The sequence below is a fragment of the Pseudobutyrivibrio ruminis AD2017 genome, assembly GCF_000424305.1.
Lineage (GTDB): Bacteria > Bacillota > Clostridia > Lachnospirales > Lachnospiraceae > Pseudobutyrivibrio > Pseudobutyrivibrio ruminis_B.
Window position 1 is genome coordinate 185,067 of sequence record NZ_KE384162.1, and the last position, 17,630, is coordinate 202,696.

Annotated in this window: 14 protein-coding genes; 12 read left to right on the top strand and 2 right to left on the bottom strand. The window is 39.1% G+C overall.

Translation table 11 applies throughout. The annotated features are described in order from the left end of the window. The 5 genes from G611_RS0111025 (at nucleotide 1) to G611_RS0111045 (ending at nucleotide 5,400) form a co-directional block, all read left to right on the top strand. Complete coding sequence (locus G611_RS0111025) at nucleotides 1-918, top strand: bifunctional riboflavin kinase/FAD synthetase (RefSeq protein WP_028243654.1); 918 nt, start codon at nucleotides 1-3, stop codon at nucleotides 916-918. A gap of 89 nt (nucleotides 919-1,007) precedes the next feature. Then, complete coding sequence (locus tag G611_RS0111030) at nucleotides 1,008-2,069, top strand: C40 family peptidase (protein ID WP_028243655.1); 1,062 nt, start codon at nucleotides 1,008-1,010, stop codon at nucleotides 2,067-2,069. Nucleotides 2,070-2,176: 107 nt separating this feature from the next. Beyond that, the gene (locus tag G611_RS0111035) at nucleotides 2,177-2,686 is read left to right on the top strand and encodes an SEC-C metal-binding domain-containing protein (RefSeq protein ID WP_028243656.1); all 510 of its coding nucleotides are present in this window, start codon (nucleotides 2,177-2,179) and stop codon (nucleotides 2,684-2,686) included. A 185-nt stretch (nucleotides 2,687-2,871) separates the two neighbouring features. Beyond that, complete coding sequence (locus G611_RS15470) at nucleotides 2,872-4,530, top strand: methyl-accepting chemotaxis protein (protein WP_051195234.1); 1,659 nt, start codon at nucleotides 2,872-2,874, stop codon at nucleotides 4,528-4,530. Nucleotides 4,531-4,614: 84 nt separating this feature from the next. Then, the gene (locus G611_RS0111045) at nucleotides 4,615-5,400 is read left to right on the top strand and encodes a ZIP family metal transporter (RefSeq protein WP_036949158.1); all 786 of its coding nucleotides are present in this window, start codon (nucleotides 4,615-4,617) and stop codon (nucleotides 5,398-5,400) included. Nucleotides 5,401-5,418: 18 nt separating this feature from the next. On the opposite strand, the gene aroA is transcribed toward G611_RS0111045, so the two are convergent. Continuing rightward, entirely contained in the window at nucleotides 5,419-6,696 is a 1,278-nt protein-coding gene (gene aroA / locus G611_RS0111050) for a 3-phosphoshikimate 1-carboxyvinyltransferase (RefSeq protein WP_028243658.1), read from the bottom strand. Then, nucleotides 6,696-7,796 carry a prephenate dehydrogenase gene (locus tag G611_RS0111055; RefSeq protein WP_028243659.1) on the bottom strand — a complete coding sequence of 367 codons (1,101 nt, stop codon included), beginning with the start codon at nucleotides 7,794-7,796 and terminating at the stop codon, nucleotides 6,696-6,698. The genes aroA and G611_RS0111055 overlap by 1 nt, the downstream gene beginning before the upstream one ends. Before the next feature lie 174 nt (nucleotides 7,797-7,970). Here G611_RS0111055 and G611_RS0111060 point away from each other — a divergent pair, with 174 nt between their 5' ends. The 7 genes from G611_RS0111060 (at nucleotide 7,971) to G611_RS0111090 (ending at nucleotide 17,620) form a co-directional block, all read left to right on the top strand. Further along, nucleotides 7,971-10,067, top strand: coding sequence for an elongation factor G (locus tag G611_RS0111060; RefSeq protein WP_028243660.1), 2,097 nt, complete (start codon nucleotides 7,971-7,973; stop codon nucleotides 10,065-10,067). Between the two features lie 178 nt (nucleotides 10,068-10,245). After that, nucleotides 10,246-10,566 carry a hypothetical protein gene (locus G611_RS0111065; RefSeq protein WP_028243661.1) on the top strand — a complete coding sequence of 107 codons (321 nt, stop codon included), beginning with the start codon at nucleotides 10,246-10,248 and terminating at the stop codon, nucleotides 10,564-10,566. A 99-nt stretch (nucleotides 10,567-10,665) separates the two neighbouring features. Next, on the top strand, nucleotides 10,666-13,071 hold the full coding sequence (gene leuS, locus G611_RS0111070; protein WP_028243662.1) for a leucine--tRNA ligase: 2,406 nt from the start codon (nucleotides 10,666-10,668) through the stop codon (nucleotides 13,069-13,071). Nucleotides 13,072-13,269: 198 nt separating this feature from the next. Then, nucleotides 13,270-14,475 carry an NADP-dependent isocitrate dehydrogenase gene (locus G611_RS0111075; protein ID WP_028243663.1) on the top strand — a complete coding sequence of 402 codons (1,206 nt, stop codon included), beginning with the start codon at nucleotides 13,270-13,272 and terminating at the stop codon, nucleotides 14,473-14,475. 320 nt (nucleotides 14,476-14,795) lie between these two features. Continuing rightward, nucleotides 14,796-15,551 carry a segregation and condensation protein A gene (locus G611_RS0111080; protein WP_028243664.1) on the top strand — a complete coding sequence of 252 codons (756 nt, stop codon included), beginning with the start codon at nucleotides 14,796-14,798 and terminating at the stop codon, nucleotides 15,549-15,551. Nucleotides 15,552-15,568: 17 nt separating this feature from the next. Beyond that, entirely contained in the window at nucleotides 15,569-16,141 is a 573-nt protein-coding gene (scpB, locus tag G611_RS0111085; protein ID WP_028243665.1) for an SMC-Scp complex subunit ScpB, read from the top strand. A 153-nt stretch (nucleotides 16,142-16,294) separates the two neighbouring features. Beyond that, nucleotides 16,295-17,620 (top strand): carboxyl transferase domain-containing protein, encoded by a 1,326-nt coding sequence (locus G611_RS0111090; RefSeq protein WP_028243666.1) that lies wholly within the window; start codon nucleotides 16,295-16,297, stop codon nucleotides 17,618-17,620. The last annotated feature ends 10 nt before the right edge of the window (nucleotides 17,621-17,630 follow it).

Here is a 17,630-nt window from a genome sequence, read left to right on the forward strand (position 1 = left end):
ATGGAGTATTTACATTCACTTTTTGATACAAAGCTAACAAAAGAAACAGCTATAACAGTAGGCAAGTTTGATGGTGTTCATAGAGGTCATCATCTACTTGCTACTGATATCATTTCCAAAAAATCTGAAGGTCTTGCTTCTTGCATGATCACTTTTACTAATTCCCCTAGACAGGTAATAAATGACGATCACAGTCCTAGTCTTATTACAAATAAAGAACGTGTTTATATGCTTGAAAATGGAGGACTTGATTATCTTATCGAGTGTCCTTTTGATGAAAGGCTTATGAATACGGAAGCTACAGATTTCATCAAATTCCTTTGTGATAATCTCAATATGAAATACATGGTTTCAGGGGCAGATTTTACCTTTGGAAAGAAGGGTGTCGGAAACACCACTCTTTTAAAGCAACTTTCTAAAGAATTTGGTTTTGAATATAAAGAAATAGCAAAGATTCAGATTAATGATAGAGATATAAGTAGTACCTATATTAGGGAGGAGCTTAAAGAAGGCCATATTGATACTGTAAACGAAATGCTAGGATACAATTATTTCGTTTGGGGTGAAGTTATTCATGGCGCACACCTTGGAACTAAAATCGGTATTCCTACTATAAATATTACGCCATCAGCTTCCAAGCTGGTTCCTAAGTTTGGAGTTTATGTTACCACCATTGATTTCGATGGTAGGATTTATCATGGAGTTACAAACGTAGGAACAAAGCCATCTGTTTCAGATAAAAACATAGTTGGCATTGAAACACATATCTTAGATTATAATGGCGATTTATATGGAAGATATGTAAAAGTTACCTTTGAAGCCTTCCTTAGACCTGAAATGAAATTCAAATCTGTAGAAGAGCTAAAGCAGCAAATGGCAAAGGATAAGGCTATTGCGAAGGACTATTTTAACAGTTGATTTGTTACGTAAATGTTACAAATTATTGACATCACTATTAGCTATTGCTATAATGCATATGTTGTTTAAATGAATATTTTGGAGGTTTTATGAAAAAGCGTATCATTTCGGCTTTCTCATTAGTTTGTGCGTTTGCACTTATTTTTGATTATTGCTTGGATTCAAAGAAAAATATATCTTCTACTGAAGAAGCATCACTTACAGCTGGTGCTATTTCAGCAGGAGCAGTAAATATAGCATCATTAGATTCTATCTCAGTTACAGATTCTGATGCTATCGCAACAGCTAAATCACTTGGCGATATTTATGGTTATAAGAACCTTGGTATATGTAATGTCTCAGAAGGAAACCTTAACATTCGTGAAAGCGCATCTACAGATGGAAAGCTTACTGGTAAGTTCCCAGCTAATGCCGGATGCGAGATTATTAGTGAAGAAGGCGAATGGAGTTATATTAAATCAGGAGATGTTGAAGGTTATGTTCTTACAGAATATCTTCTGACAGGACAGGCAGCATGGGACAAGGCTGTAGAGCTTGCAGAATATGTTGCAACAGCTAAAACAGGTGGCCTTAGAGTTCGTGCTGAGGGAAACACTGAATGTGAAATCATCTATCAGCTTGCCGAAGGCGAAGAAATCGCCATATTAGACGGCACACAGGATGACGACTGGATTAAGGTAGATGTTGATGGTGATGAGGGATATGTATCTGCAGAATATGTAGATGTTGACCTTTCTCTTAAGACTGCTATGACACTTACTGAAGCAAGATATGGTGAAGGGGTATCTGATGTTCGTTCAGCTCTTTGCGATTATGCACTTCAGTTTGTTGGTAACAGATATGTTTGGGGTGGTACATCCCTTACCAATGGTGTTGATTGCTCTGGATTTACTATGCAGATTATGGCTAAGTATGGTGTATACCTTTCACATTCATCACGTGCACAGGCTAATGAAGGTACTAAGGTTTCTACATCAGAGCTTAAGCCTGGTGACCTTATTTTCTACGGTAAGGGCGGACGCATTAACCACGTTGCCATTTACATCGGTGGTGGCCAGATTGTTCATGCATCAAACAAGCGTGACGGTATCAAGATTTCTAATTACATGTACCGATCACCTATTAAATGTGTTAGAGTTTTGTATGATTAATAATTGATTTTGAGGGCTAGCTTCGGCTAGCCTTTTATATTGCATTGTGTTATAATTTCATACGTGGCATGCCACGTAATTTGAGTAAAAGTTGGAGAGGAATTATTATGAGTTTGTTAGAAAACTGGCAAAAAATTGCCTACAACCAGAACCAGTCTCAGGCTGATTTACAGAGATTCTGGCAGAATTATTTTCTTTTAGAGAAAGGAATCTACGAGCAGTTACTTGCTGACCCTGATACAGAAGTAAAGGGTACAGTTAAGGAACTTGCTGAGAAATATAAAATCGAAGTTATGCCAATGGTTGGTTTCCTTGATGGTATTAACGAATCACTTGTTACACCAAACCCAATCGAAACAATGGAAGAGGATACAGTAGTATCTCTTAAGTTCGACAAGGAAAAGCTTTTCAAGAACATGATTGATGCAAAGGCTGATTGGCTTTACGGTCTTCCACAGTGGGAGAACATCTTCGATGAGGATAAGAGAAAGGCTCTTACAAAGGAAGCTAAGAACATGCACACTATCGTTCGTACAGAGAAAAAGGTTGGACGTAACGATCCATGTCCATGTGGTTCAGGAAAGAAGTATAAGCATTGCTGCATGAACAAGAAATAATTCTTTAAATGATTAGCACATCTCATTTGAGATGTGCTTTTTTATTAATTTATTAAGATAACCAAAATTAACAGATTCTACACAGAATATACTCATATTTTAATTATAATCCAATTAGTCGGTTTGCTTGCATATGAAAAGTAATACTGTTCAATCGACCAGGGGAGAAAACACGGAGGTCGAATATGGATACTAAGAGAAAAAGGTCATCTTTGAGAGTAATGCTTATCGGTTTGGTTGTTGTTTCTTTGGCATGCGTCGGAACTGCGGTCACCATTATAGGCTGTATCAACTTACGTAGAGGTATGGAATATGAGGTAGAGACAGGTGTAATGGCTACCTGTACATCATACGCTCAGGTTCTTGAATATACCTATGATGGAGAGCAAGTAGATGAAGCTTCCACATTGGAGGCAGAAATGTCTAGTGAGACAGGTTATGATTATACATTTTTCCTTGGGGATACCAGAGTTCGTTCTAGTATTGCAGGCGTTATTGGAACAAAAGCCTCAGATGCTGTTATTGAACAGGTTATAAAAGGGAAAAATAGCTATCAGTCATCTAATGTAATAATTAATGAAGAGCCATATTATGTAGCGTATCAGCCACTTATTGATGATTCAGGTGAAGTTTATGGTATGGCCTTTGTAGGATTGAAAAAGATAGAGATTACTCATTATATTAGTAAGAGAGTTGCATCGACTGTAACCTTGGCTCTTGCAATAGTAATCGTATTTACGATACTTTCCGTTATTTATACAGTTAAGATTATTCAGGCTATAGACGAAAATGTTAGAGCGGTTAGACAAATGGCTACCGGTGACTTGAATATTGTACTATCTGATAAAGTAAAGGCTAGAAATGACGAGCTGGGAGAAATGTCCAATGCATTATTTGACATGTGCGCTAAAATTAGGTCTGTTATTGGAAATGCAAGAATATCATCTGATGAGGTGGATTCGTCTGCCAGCTATCTTTCAAATACAGTACAGACTATTACTGAAACAACAGAAAACGTTAGTGTAGCTGTTGGTCAGGTAGCAACAGGTGCGGAAAACCAGGCCCAATCATTGCAGGATGCAGTTGAATCTGTAAAACATATTAATGATGCAGTTGAGATGATTATTGCTAATGCAGAAGAAATGCAGAACCTTGCGGATTCAATGCAGACAAATTCTAAAGCTAGTCAGGATAAGCTTACAGAATTACGTATGTCGACAAGAGAGAGTATTAATGCTATCGATGGTATTGTTGAGCTCATTGGAAATACTAATTCAGCTGTTACAACTATTAGTGAGGCGGTATCGATAATTGATGCCATTGCAGCTCAGACAAATCTATTATCATTAAATGCTAGTATCGAGGCGGCTCGAGCTGGAGAAGCAGGTAAAGGCTTCGCAGTTGTTGCAGATGAAATTAGACAGCTTGCAGATCAATCTGCAGATGCTGCACAAAATATTCAGGAGGCCATGAAGGGGCTTTCATCTGATTCTAATAAGACTATGGAGGAAGCGGGTCAGGTACAGGAAACTATAACTAAGCAAAGACATATCATTCATAGAACTATTGAACAGGTAGATAGTTTAATTGAAGATATTAATAAATCCATTGCTCTTACAAAGGATATAGTTACTAACGTGGATAGAACAGAGGTAGCTAGCAATTTGATTTCAGATACAATTTCATCACTTTCATCTATATCTGAAGAAAATGCAGCCAGCTCAGAGGAGACAAGAGCATCAATGACAGAATTAGCCGATACTATGGAAGCATTAACAAATCGAGCTAACAAGTTAAATGATGTTGCTCATACACTTGAAAAGGAAATGGAATTCTTCCAATAGAAAATTTATCATTAACATTTTCTTAACATAAAATAGCCCTCAATTGTGTTACATTATTAATGTAGGCAAGGGAGGGCTTCATTTATGCATTTAAATATTAATATTATATTAGGTATTTTAATTCCATTTATTGGTACCAGTCTTGGTGCTGCGATGGTTTTTATTTTAAAGGACAATATATCTGAAAAACTACAAAAAATATTAACTGGCTTTGCCGCAGGAGTTATGGTGGCAGCTTCCTTTTGGAGCTTACTTTCACCAGCTTTAGAAAGCAGTGAATATCTAGGCAAGTTATCATTTCTTCCTGCTGCTATGGGATTTTTAATCGGAACTGGTTTTTTGCTATTCTTGGATATGGTAACTCCTCATATGCATATGGATAAACAATCAGAGGGACCAGAAAGTAAACTAAAAAGAACCACCAAACTAATACTTGCAGTTACACTTCATAATATTCCAGAGGGCATGGCTGTTGGTGTTGTATTTGCAGGAGTCGCCTCAGGACATTCAGGCGTTTCTGCTGCTGGAGCTTTGGCGTTAGCTATTGGTATTGCCATCCAAAACTTCCCTGAGGGAGCAATTGTATCCATGCCTCTTTTATCAGAAGGCATGCCAAAGGCAAAGACTTTTTGGTGGGGAGTATTATCAGGAATAGTGGAACCAATCGCTGCGTTTATTACTATACTGGCGGCAGGTTTTGTAGTTCCTTTAATGCCATATTTTCTTTCTTTCGCAGCTGGCGCCATGATGTATGTAGTTGTAGAAGAATTGATCCCAGAAATGTCCGAAGGAAAGCATTCCAATCTAGGTACAATTGCATTTTCCTTAGGATTTGTTCTGATGATGGTATTAGATGTGGCTTTGGGCTAAAAAAATAGCCTTCCCCCTTTATGAGAGAAGCCTATTTAATGTTTCAAAGAAATTAGGATATGAGATAACTGGGCACTTCTCATCATCAAAATCAGTCTTACCATTCGCAATCAACCCAGCCACCGCAAATGCCATTGCAATACGGTGGTCTTTATATGTCTTTATTGTAGTTCCCTGTAATTCTTTGCCGCCTACAATAATCATTCCATCATCAGTAGCCGTTACATCAGCTCCCATAGCCTTAAGGTTCTCAGTAACCGTAGCGATTCTGTCACTTTCTTTTACCTTAAGCTCAGCGGCATCCTTAATAATAGTAGTGCCGGTAGCAGCTGACGCCATCACAGCTATAACAGGAAGCTCATCTATAAGTGTAGGAATAATATCACCGGATATTTCACATCCATGCAAGCTGCTAGTACAAACATGAATATCAGCAACAGGCTCCCCTGATACAATACGTTCATTTAAAAGCTCTAATTTGCCCCCCATATCCTTAGCTACCTTAATAATGCCTGCTCTAGTAGGATTCGTATTTACGTTTTTAATAAGCAAATCAGCATTGTCACAGATAAGGCCTGCTGCAATAAAATAAGCAGCAGAAGATATATCACCAGGAACAGCTATCTTTTGACCTAAAAGCTTAGGATTACCAACAATAGATGCAGTAAGCCCTTCTGATTTAATATCAGCGCCAAACCCGGAAAGCATAAGCTCAGTGTGGTTACGGGATACAACAGGCTCAGTTACAGATGTAATGCCATCAGCATATAATCCTGCAAGAAGCACACATGATTTAACTTGGGCACTGGCAACAGGCGAATCATAGTGGATAGAATGTAGCTGCTTTCCACCCATTTCAAGTGGTGCACAACCATTATCCTTAAGTGAACGAATATAAGCGCCCATTTCAGAAAGAGGTGTTATTATTCGACCCATTGGTCTTTTTTGGATGGACGCATCACCATTAAGTGAACTTACAAAAGGCTGACCAGCCAAAATGCCTGATATTAGTCTTGTGGTAGTCCCGCTATTTCCTACATCTAGCATATTAGCAGGTGCATTAAGGCCATGAAGACCTTTACCATGTATTATTACATGGTCTTTTTCTTGGGATATATCAATGCCCATGGCACGAAAACATGAAATAGTGCTTCTGCAATCAGCGCCATCTAAAAATCCATTAAGCTCTGTGATTCCATCAGATATTGCACCAAACATAACCCCTCGGTGGCTGATAGATTTATCTCCAGGAACTGTAATTTCACCTTTTAAACTTTTTACTTTGGTAATAGCCATTAATTTGTCCTCTGTCTTGTGTAGTAATTGTTGTGAGTAAGTACTGTTCGAGCTTTATCAAGGGAATCCTGAGTATAAAATTCAATTCTCAGAACACCAGGCTCAAACTCACGATTGTGAATAATATCAATATTTTTGACACTAATGTCTGCATCTGCTAATAGCTGTAGAACGCCTACAAGTGTACCAGGTCTATCATCAATATCACAGTATAATTCATAAAAACGTGAATGAACACTGTCAGGTATGGTGATAGAATCCCTGTAATCTTTGGCCTTAGTCCAAAGATTCAAAATCTCGACCTCATCAGAATTAGCTATCGCATTTTCGAAGTAGCTAAGCTCGTTCTTAAAATCTGATATAAGTTTAAGTACCGCGTCTTTATTGCTTAGAAAAATGTGTTGCCACATTGTAGGTGAGCCTGATGCAATACGAGTAATATCTTTAAATCCACCTGCTGCAATTGTTTTACAGGTTTTTCTGTCATCATCATTATCATTAACTAGGTTTACTAAAGAAGCTGCAATCACGTGTGGTAAGTGAGACACAGTGGCAGTGGCTTCATCGTGTTCCTCAGCAGAAAGCTGAATAGGAATAGCACCCAGGCTTTTAATGTAATCCGAAAACTGATTATATGTATCAGGATTCATTTCAGGGTCTGCTGTAAGAATGTAGTAAGCATTTTCAAGCAATGATTCTGAAGAATATTCAAGTCCTGCTAATTCAGAGCCTGTCATTGGATGACCACCTATGAATTGATTAGTCATTCCAAGACTTCTGGCTACTGCTGTAATATCACCCTTTACGCTGCCTACATCAGTTATTATACAGTCCGGCTTTACTACGTCCTTTAGCTTTTCAAGATATTCGCAATTAACTTTTACTGGAGAGCAAAGAAAGATTATATCGCACTGACCGAATTGGTGGATTTTTAGAAGTCCATTGTTATCGATTAGTCGTTCCTCAAATGCTGTCTCAATGGTAGATTCTCTAGATGCTGTGGCAAGGATTCTGGTATTAGGATAGATTTTCAGTATTGCCTTTGCGATACTTCCCCCAATTAATCCAAGTCCTACAAAGCCTATTGTTTTTGTTTTCATAAGCATGCCCCTTTTGGTAATATGCTTTAACACTTTAAAGCAATTATTTTATTTAATGATATCATATTTATCCATTGTAAATAGTCTGAATATTAGATAAAATATAAATAAGTTTTAAAACAACACGACGCGGCGGGGTTAAGGCGTCAAATAACTTATTGGGAGGTACGGCACATGAAGGTTTTTACTACGGACAAGATTAGAAATGTTGTGTTACTTGGTCATAGCGGGGCGGGCAAAACCAGTCTCATAGAATCAATGGCTTACTTGGCAGGTCAAATCTCGAAGCCAGGTACCATCGAGGCTGGTAATACTATCAGCGACTATGACAAACTTGAACAGAAAAACAAATTTTCTATCTACACATCTCTAGCACCAATCATTTGGGGCGACACTAAGATTAATTTCCTAGACACACCTGGATTCATTGATTTCGTCGGAGAAGTTGAGGAGGCTGTTAGTGCGGCTGACGCAGCTATTATTGTTATATCTGGAAAAAGCGGAATTGAGGTTGGTACAAAGAAGGCTTGGGAACTGTGCGATAAGTTCAATCTTCCAAGAATGGTTTTTGTAACTGACATGGATATAGATGATGCCAGCTATCGTGAAATTGTTGAGGAGCTTCAGAGCTTATATGGCAAGAAGATTGCTCCTTTCCATCTTCCTATTAGAGAAAATGGAGAGTTTGTTGGCTATGTAAATGTTATTCAGCAAATTGGTAAGCGTTGGAAGGGTGATGGGGCACCTGAGCATTGCGAGGTACCTGATTACAATAAAGAATACCTGGATAAATACCGTGAAGCTTTGATGGAAGCTGTTGCAGAAACATCAGAGGAATTCATGGACAGATATTTTGGTGGAGAAGAATTCTCAGAGGATGAAATTCGTCAGGCACTTCGTGTAAACGTGGCTTCTGGTGATATTGTTCCTGTGATGATGGGTTCAAATCTTACAAACAGAGGTCAGTTCACAATGCTTACTGACGTTGTTAAGTATCTACCAAGTCCTGCTGATTGTAAGATTACAGGAATTAACGCAAATACGAATGAGGTATATGAAGCAAATTATGACTTCTCTAAGCCAAAATCAGCATACGTATTTAAGACAATCATTGATCCTTTTGTAGGAAAGTATTCGCTTGTAAAAGTTAATTCTGGTGTACTTAAGACAGATGACTTACTTTATAACAAACATAAAGAGTCAGAAGAAAAAATCGGTAAGCTTTACATTTTGACTGGTAGCAAAGCAGAAGAAGTACCAGAGGTTCACGCTGGTGATATTTGTGCTCTTTCTAAATTACAGAAGGTTGCTACAACGGATTCACTTTCTACCAAGGCTAATCCAATTCTTTATATTAGAACACCATTATCTGTTCCTTATACATATAAGAGATATAAGGCTAAGAATAAGGGCGATGAGGATAAGATAGCACAGGCTATCGCAAAGCTTTGTGCTGAGGACCTTACACTTAAGGCTGTTAATGATGGTGAAAACGGCCAGTCACTTATTTATGGAATTGGCGACCGCCATATCGATATGTTTGTACAGAAGCTTAATGAAAAGTACAAGGTAGATATTGAGCTTAGCCAGCCAAAGATTGCATTTAAAGAGACAATTCGTGGTAAGGCTGATGTTGAATATAAGTATAAGAAGCAGACAGGTGGTCATGGACAATATGGTCATGTAAAGATGACTTTCGAGCCATCAGGCAATATGGAAGAGCATTATAACTTTACTGAATCAGTAGTTGGCGGTGCTGTTCCAAAGAATTACTTCCCAGCTGTAGAAAAGGGCTTACAGGAGGCAGTTACAGCAGGTCCACTTGCAGCTTACCCTGTTGTTGGTATTCACGCTAACTTATACGATGGCAGCTATCATCCAGTTGATTCTTCTGAAATGGCCTTCAAGGTTGCAGCAAAGGGCGCATTTAAGGATGGCATTATGAAAGCAAATCCTATTTTGCTTGAGCCTATTGAAACTCTTAAGGTAGTAGTTCCTGATTCATATACTGGTGATGTAATGGGCGACCTTAACAAGAGACGTGGCCGTGTACTTGGAATGAATCCTACAGATACTTCTGGTAAGACAGAGGTTATGGCTGAGGTTCCTATGGCAGAATTATATGGATATGATACAACACTTCGTTCTATGACAGGTGGCTATGGAACATTCTCTTATGAATTAGCTCGTTATGAGCAGGTTCCTTCAGATGTACAGGCAAAGGAGGTTGAACGCAGAGCAAGCAAGATTAAGGATGTTGATGAAGAATAACATCTAATTATAAAATTTAAATTCTAAACTGGCGAAGCATAGGCTTCGTCAGTTTTTTTATACATAATATTATTTATCGGTGAAATATGGGACAGAGTAGAAAAATTGCATGTAGAGTCGGTTAATAAGTCGTGCTACTATATCAAAGCAAATTTTTTAGAATAGAGGTATGATTTAATTGGTTATAGAGTACAAAGTAGAGAATACAGCTGAGGAAGAGTATTTTTTTGAGGCTAATGCCACTAGTCTTGATGATTTAATATCTTTTTGTAAAACTGTAGATATCAGTGATCCAGACGAAGCAAGTATACGCGTTTATAAGGATAATCAAACAGGTAAATATGTGGTTCCATTTGTTGGTGATGGGCCTGTATCACCTTTAAAATATGGAGAATATCTTGATGTTAAACGTGTTGAAGAAAAGTACTGGGACATAGATGAGCGAAGAACCTATATCACAAATTTAGGAATGCTTGCTATGATGTCAGTAATAGCATAATGAGACAAGGCTAAATTTCTGTAGAGTTTTCATTGCAAAACTCTACAGCTTTTATTATAATTCTTGTTTAGTTAGATAAAGTGCGAGAGGTATAAATAAATGAAGCATAATTTTAAAGCAATTGAGAAAAAATGGCAGGCAGCCTGGGCAAAAGATGATATTTTCAAGGCTGTTGATGGTTCAGATAAGCCAAAGTTCTACGGATTGGTTGAATTCCCATATCCATCAGGAGCTGGTATGCACGTTGGACATATCAAGGCTTATTCTTCAGTAGAAGTTATTTCTAGAAAGCGTAGAATGCAGGGCTACAATGTATTATTCCCTATCGGATTTGATGCATTTGGTCTTCCTACAGAAAACTACGCGGTAAAGACAAACACACATCCAAGAAAGATTACAGACGACAATATTAAGAAATTTACAACTCAGCTTAAGAGCGTAGGTTTCTCATTTGATTATAGCCGCACAATCGATACTACTCAGGAAGATTACTACAAGTGGACACAGTGGATTTTCCTTAAGATGTTTGAAAAGGGATTAGTTTTCAGAGATAAGACTCTTGTTAACTATTGCCCACATTGCAAGGTAGTTCTTTCAAACGAGGATTCCCAGGGCGGTAAGTGTGATATCTGTGATACAGATGTTATCCAGAAGGAAAAGGATGTTTGGTATCTTCGTATTACAGAGTACGCTGATAAGCTTCTTCAGGGACTTGATGGACTTGATTTCCCAGAGAACATCAAGCAGCAGCAGGTTAACTGGATTGGTAAGTCAAAGGGTGCTTTCGTAAACTTCACACTTGACGGTATCGAGGACAAGCTTGAAATTTACACAACTCGTCCAGATACACTTTGTGGTGTTACATTTATGGTTATTGCTCCTGAGCATCCATATATTGATAAATACGCTGACAAGATTTCCAACATGGACGCAATCTTAGCTTACAGAGCTGAGTGCCAGAAGAAGTCTGAGTTCGAGCGTACACAGCTTGTTTCTAAGGATAAGACAGGCGTACGTGTTGAGGGCTTTGATGCAATCAACCCAATCACAGGAAAGAAGATTCCTGTATTTATTTCAGATTACGTAATGATGGGCTACGGTACAGGTGCGATTATGGCTGTTCCTGCTCATGATCAGCGTGACTGGGACTTCGCTACTAAGTTTGGCATCGACATCATCCCTGTAATCGAGGGTGGTGATGTTACAAAGGAAGCTTACACAGGCGAAGGTAACATGATTAACTCTGAGTTCTTAAATGGTCTTAACAATAAAAAGGACTCAATCGATAGAATGATTAAGGAATTAGAGAAACTTGGCTGTGGTAAGGCTGGTGTTCAGTACAAGATGAAGGACTGGGCATTCAACAGACAGCGTTACTGGGGTGAGCCTATTCCAATCGTACATTGTCCTACATGTGGCGATGTAGCAGTTCCATATGAGGAGCTTCCACTTAAGCTTCCAGTAATGGAGAAGTTTGAGCCAGGTACAGACGGTGAGTCACCACTTGCCAGAGTAGAAAGCTTTGTAAATTGCAAGTGTCCTAAGTGTGGTGGAGCTGCAAAGCGTGAGACAGATACTATGCCACAGTGGGCTGGTTCATCTTGGTACTTCCTTCGTTACACCGATCCACACAACGATAATGAATTTGCTTCTATGGACAAGCTTAAATACTGGATGCCAGTTGATTGGTATAACGGTGGTATGGAGCACGTTACACGTCACTTAATTTACTCACGTTTCTGGCATCACTTCCTTTATGACCTTGGCGTAGTTAATACTCCAGAGCCATACTTAAAGAGAAGTGCCCAGGGTATGATTCTTGGTGAGGATGGACAGAAGATGTCTAAGTCTCGTGGAAACGTTATTGACCCACTTGATATTGTAGATGCATACGGTGCTGATACACTTCGTACATACGTATTATTCATGGGTGATTACGGCGCAGCAGCTCCTTGGTCAGATGCTTCAGTTCGTGGATGCAAGAGATTCCTTGAGAGATTCGCAGGTCTTACAGATATTGTTTCTGAGGAGGCTAACAGCGAAAAGATTGAAACAGGAATTCATAAGACAATAAAGAAGGTTTCAGAAGATATCGAGGCTATGAAGTACAACACAGCTATCGCAGCTATGATGGGTCTTCTTAACGATATCGTTGCTGAGGGACATATTACAAAAGAGAACCTTATTATTTTAGTTAAGCTTCTTTGCCCATTTGCTCCACATCTTGCAGAAGAGATGTACGCAGAGCTTGGTGGCGAAGGCTACTGCTCACTTGCTGCATGGCCAGAATATGACCCTGCAAAGATTGTAGAATCAACAATCGAAATCGCAGTTCAGGTAAACGGTAAGCTTAAGGCTACAATCACAATCCCTAACGGATGTGAAAAGGATGAAGCTCTTGCAACAGCAAAGGCCGACGAATCCGTAGCAAAGGCTCTCGAAGGCAAGAACCTGGTAAAAGAGATTTACGTACCAAACAAAATCGTAAACCTTGTTGTAAAGTAGATTAATCATAGTTACTAAATATTTTTCATGAGCCAAATGTTTCTCAACCTTGGCAAGCGCGAGCAGGGAGGCACCATACCGAGCATGGGAAGGACCTACGCCGGCGGGAGGGTTCCCATGCGAAAGTATGGGGGGTGCCCTGCGGGAGCACGGAAACCTAGGCAACATTTGGCGGACTAAAGTGTAAGGAGAATAAGTATGAGCAAGATTCAGATGACAACACCCCTTGTAGAGATGGACGGAGACGAAATGACTCGTATCCTTTGGCAGATGATAAAGGACGAGCTTTTGCTTCCATTTATTGATTTAAAGACAGAGTACTATGACCTTGGTCTTGAACATCGTAACGAGACAGATGATAAGGTTACAGTAGATTCTGCCGAGGCTACCAAGAAATACGGTGTTGCCGTCAAGTGTGCCACAATCACTCCTAACGCTGCAAGAATGACAGAGTACAATCTTAAGGAAATGTGGAAGAGCCCAAACGGTACAATCCGCGCAATCTTAGATGGTACTGTGTTTAGAGCTCCAATCGTTGTAAAGGGAATCGAGCCAAATGTTAAGTCATGGAAGAAGCCTATTACTATAGCTCGTCATGCTTATGGTGATGTTTACAAGAACACAGAAATGCGAATCCCAGGTGCTGGTAAGGTTGAGCTTGTATACACTGCAGAAGATGGCACTGAGGAACGCGCTCTTGTTCATACATTTAATGGTCCTGGTGTTGTTCAGGGTCAGCACAATATAGATGCTTCTATCGAGAGCTTCGCACATAGTTGCTTCAAATTCGCTCTTGATACAAAGCAGGATTTATGGTTTGCTTCTAAGGATACAATTTCAAAGAAGTACGACCACAGATTCAAAGATATCTTCCAGGAAATCTTTGATAAGGAATATAAGGATGCTTTTGATAAAGCAGGAATCGAATATTTCTACACACTTATTGATGATGCAGTAGCTCGTGTTATGAAGTCTGAGGGTGGATTTATCTGGGCATGTAAGAACTACGATGGTGATGTAATGAGCGATATGATTTCATCAGCATTTGGTTCACTTGCTATGATGACCTCTGTTCTTGTTAGCCCTGCCGGCTACTATGAATACGAAGCTGCTCACGGTACAGTTCAGCGTCATTATTACAAGCACCTTAAGGGCGAGGAGACATCTACTAACTCAGTAGCTACAATTTTTGCCTGGACAGGAGCACTTAGAAAGCGTGGCGAATTAGATAACATTCCTGAGCTTTCAGCATTTGCAGATAAGCTTGAGAAAGCCTGCATCAAGACAATCGAGGATGGCAAAATGACAAAGGATTTAGCACTTATCACATCAATCGAAAATCCTACAGTCCTCAATTCCCGCGATTTCATCATCGAAATCCGCAAGACTTTCGAGTCACTTTAAAATTGTCTGACAACTACATCTAGTGGTGCAGCTTGTTGACATCCACTATATAGTCTTTTATAATAGTCTCATGCGTAGTCTCTACGTGTGAGACTATTTTATGTTCGTAGAAGATTCTAATGAATCTACAATTGATTAGATAAGCATGTAGTTTAAATGTACTCAACCTTGGCAAGCGCGAGCAGGATATGACCATCATTTTCCGAGTGTAATGAAGGAAAATGTTGGTCTAGTAAGCGGAGCTTACATCAGTGGCCTGCGGGAGCATGATAACTTATAGAGCATTTAAACTATATGCGGACTTTAAGGGAGAATTTATTTTGGAGATGAATGTAAAGCTTCAGGTGTTTGAGGGTCCTTTGGACTTGCTCTTACATCTGATAGATAAGAACAAAGTTGATATTTACGACATTCCTATCGTGGAGATTACAGACCAGTACATGGAATATGTTCGCGCCATGGACCAGAGTAATCTAGATGTCATGAGTGAATTCTTGCTTATGGCAACTACTCTTTTAGACATTAAGAGCCGAATGCTTCTTCCAAGAGAAGAAAAGGAAGAGGATGAGGAAGAAGAGGAAGATCCACGTGCAGAGCTTGTTCAGCAGCTCCTTGAATATAAGATGTATAAGACAATATCTTATGAGCTTAGGGACAGACAGATGGATGCAAGCCTTGTTTTCTATAAGGAGCCAACCATCCCTGATGAAGTACTTAAGTACGAGCAGCCTGTTGATTTGGAAGAGCTTATGGGAGATTTAACTTTAAATAAGCTTAACGACATTTTTAACCAGGTTCTCAAAAGACAGGATAACAGACGTGATCCTATCCGTTCTAGCTTTGGTAAAATCAAAAAGGAAGAGGTTTCCATGGAGCAGAAAATGGAATGGACTATCGCATTTGCGAAGATGCATAATACATTCAGCTTCAGAAATCTTTTGGAAGCAGCTCATTCTAAGACAGAGGTTATTGTTACTTTCCTTTGCATTCTTGAAATGATGAAGGCTGGCCAGATAAATATCGCACAGGAAGATACATTTGCAGATATTGTTATAGAATCTAAAATTGCAGCGTAGGGTTATAAGAGGAAATTATGGAATTATCAGAGATTAAAAATATAGTAGAGGGAATTCTTTTTGCAATGGGTGGTTCTGTTGAACCATCTAAGATTGCAAAGGCTCTTGAAATAGAAGAAAAGCAGGTTGTAGAAGCAATCGAAGCTCTTAAATCAGAATATGCAAAATATAACAGAGGCGTTTCTATCACTGAATTAGACGGTGCGTACCAGATGTGCACTAGCCCTGATATTTATGAATACCTTATCAGAATTGCAAAGCAGCCTAAGAAGTATGTGCTTACAGACGTTCTTTTAGAGACTCTTTCTATTATTGCGTATAAGCAGCCAATCACTAAATCTGAAATTGAAAAAATCAGGGGCGTATCATGCGATTTTGCAGTATCTAAGCTAGTTGAGTTTGGATTATGTACTGAGCTTGGTAGATTAGATGCACCAGGCCGTCCTATGCTTTTTGGAACTACAGAAGAGTTCCTTCGTTCTTTTGGTGTAAGCTCTATTGAGGAGCTTCCAGAACTATCTCAATCTCAGATTGAAGAATTCAAAATTGAAGCCGAAAATGAGGCTAATAATGTAGAAGTTACAGTATAAAAGTCAACCTTAAAACCACCCAAATTTCAGGGTGGTTTTTTGTTTTCTTTTTTGACTTTATTTTATGTCTACTGCATTGAAAATATGTTGCAAAAACGATATCATTAAAATTGCGAGAAATTATGAAATAATTTATATAAATGGAGGTAAAAGATGGGTAGTGATTCAAATCAAGCTCAGGCTAGAATCAATGCTTTATTAGACGAAAACAGCTTTGTTGAGTTGCAGTCTTTAGTTACAAGCAGAAATACAGATTTTAACCTGGATGCAAAAAAAGAACCATCAGATGGTGTAATTATTGGACATGGTCTTGTTGACGGAACCTTAGTTTTCGTATTCAGCCAGAATGCCGATGTATTAGGGGGCACAATTGGTGAAATGCATGCTAAAAAGATTCTGTCTTTATATGACATGGCTCTTAAGGTAGGAGCACCAGTAATTGGCTTTATTGATTGTGGCGGTGTTCGTTTACAGGAGTCATTTGACGCCCTTGAGGCACTTGGTTCAGTTATCGAAAGAGCAGCTGATGTAAAAGGAGTTATTCCACAGCTTATGTGTGTAGCTGGCAACTGTGGTGGTGGACTTTCAGTGTTACCTGCACTTGCAGATTTCACATTTATGGTAGATGGTGCATCTTATTATATTAATTCACCTGATACTATTACTGGAAATGATACAGACACATCTTCAGCTAAATTCCAGTTTAATGAAGCTGGTACAGTAGATGTTTGCGGAACTCTTTCAGAGGTTGTTTCTTCTATGAGACAAATCATCTCAATGATTCCAAATGATATAGTTGAAGCTTCTGATGACCTTAATAGAGCATCAGAGGGACTTGATAGTAAGCTTACAGATGCAGCTGCAGTTGCAACAGAGCTTGCTGATAACAGACAGTTTATCGAGCTTAAGGCTGGTTTTGCCAAGGAAATGGTTACAGGTCTTATGAAGCTTGATGGAGTTACAATTGGTGTAGTTGGTAACCGTGAGGTTGAAGGAGAAGCATTCCTTTCAGCAGCAGGTTGCGAGAAGGCAGCTGATTTCGTTGATTTATGTGATATGTACGAAATTCCTGTACTTTCTATTACTAATGTTTCAGCATTTAAGTCTTGCAAGTGTCAGGAGAAGCGCCTTCCTAGAGCACTTTCACAGATGACACAAAGATTTGTAGATGCAAGTGTTCCAAAGCTTAACTTAATTACAAAGCAGGCTTACGGAACACCATACGTTCTTATGAATTCTAAGGCACTTGGCGCTGATTTAGTTTACGCTTTCGAATCTACATCAGTTGGTGCTATGGAGGCTTCTAAGGCAGCAAAGATTCTTGCCGATAATGGAACAGATGCAGCTTCAATTGAAAAGAGCTACGCTGAGCTTCAGGATAGCGCACTTACAGCAGCTGCACATGGTCATATTGATAGAATTGTATCTTATGCAGATGCTAGAAAATACATTATTGCAGGATTTGAAATGTTCTTTTAAAGCAGAAAGG

Excerpts from the sequence above, each read along its gene's own strand:
- G611_RS0111045 (WP_036949158.1), top strand. The coding sequence starts at position 4,615 with ATGCATTTAAATATTAATATTATATTAGGTATTTTAATTCCATTTATT.
- G611_RS15470 (WP_051195234.1), top strand. The coding sequence starts at position 2,872 with ATGGATACTAAGAGAAAAAGGTCATCTTTGAGAGTAATGCTTATCGGT.
- G611_RS0111025 (WP_028243654.1), top strand. The coding sequence starts at position 1 with ATGGAGTATTTACATTCACTTTTTGATACAAAGCTAACAAAAGAAACA.
- G611_RS0111035 (WP_028243656.1), top strand. The coding sequence starts at position 2,177 with ATGAGTTTGTTAGAAAACTGGCAAAAAATTGCCTACAACCAGAACCAG.
- scpB (WP_028243665.1), top strand. The coding sequence starts at position 15,569 with ATGGAATTATCAGAGATTAAAAATATAGTAGAGGGAATTCTTTTTGCA.
- G611_RS0111055 (WP_028243659.1), bottom strand. The coding sequence starts at position 7,796 with ATGAAAACAAAAACAATAGGCTTTGTAGGACTTGGATTAATTGGGGGA.
- aroA (WP_028243658.1), bottom strand. The coding sequence starts at position 6,696 with ATGGCTATTACCAAAGTAAAAAGTTTAAAAGGTGAAATTACAGTTCCT.
- G611_RS0111090 (WP_028243666.1), top strand. The coding sequence starts at position 16,295 with ATGGGTAGTGATTCAAATCAAGCTCAGGCTAGAATCAATGCTTTATTA.
- leuS (WP_028243662.1), top strand. The coding sequence starts at position 10,666 with ATGAAGCATAATTTTAAAGCAATTGAGAAAAAATGGCAGGCAGCCTGG.
- G611_RS0111060 (WP_028243660.1), top strand. The coding sequence starts at position 7,971 with ATGAAGGTTTTTACTACGGACAAGATTAGAAATGTTGTGTTACTTGGT.
- G611_RS0111030 (WP_028243655.1), top strand. The coding sequence starts at position 1,008 with ATGAAAAAGCGTATCATTTCGGCTTTCTCATTAGTTTGTGCGTTTGCA.
- G611_RS0111075 (WP_028243663.1), top strand. The coding sequence starts at position 13,270 with ATGAGCAAGATTCAGATGACAACACCCCTTGTAGAGATGGACGGAGAC.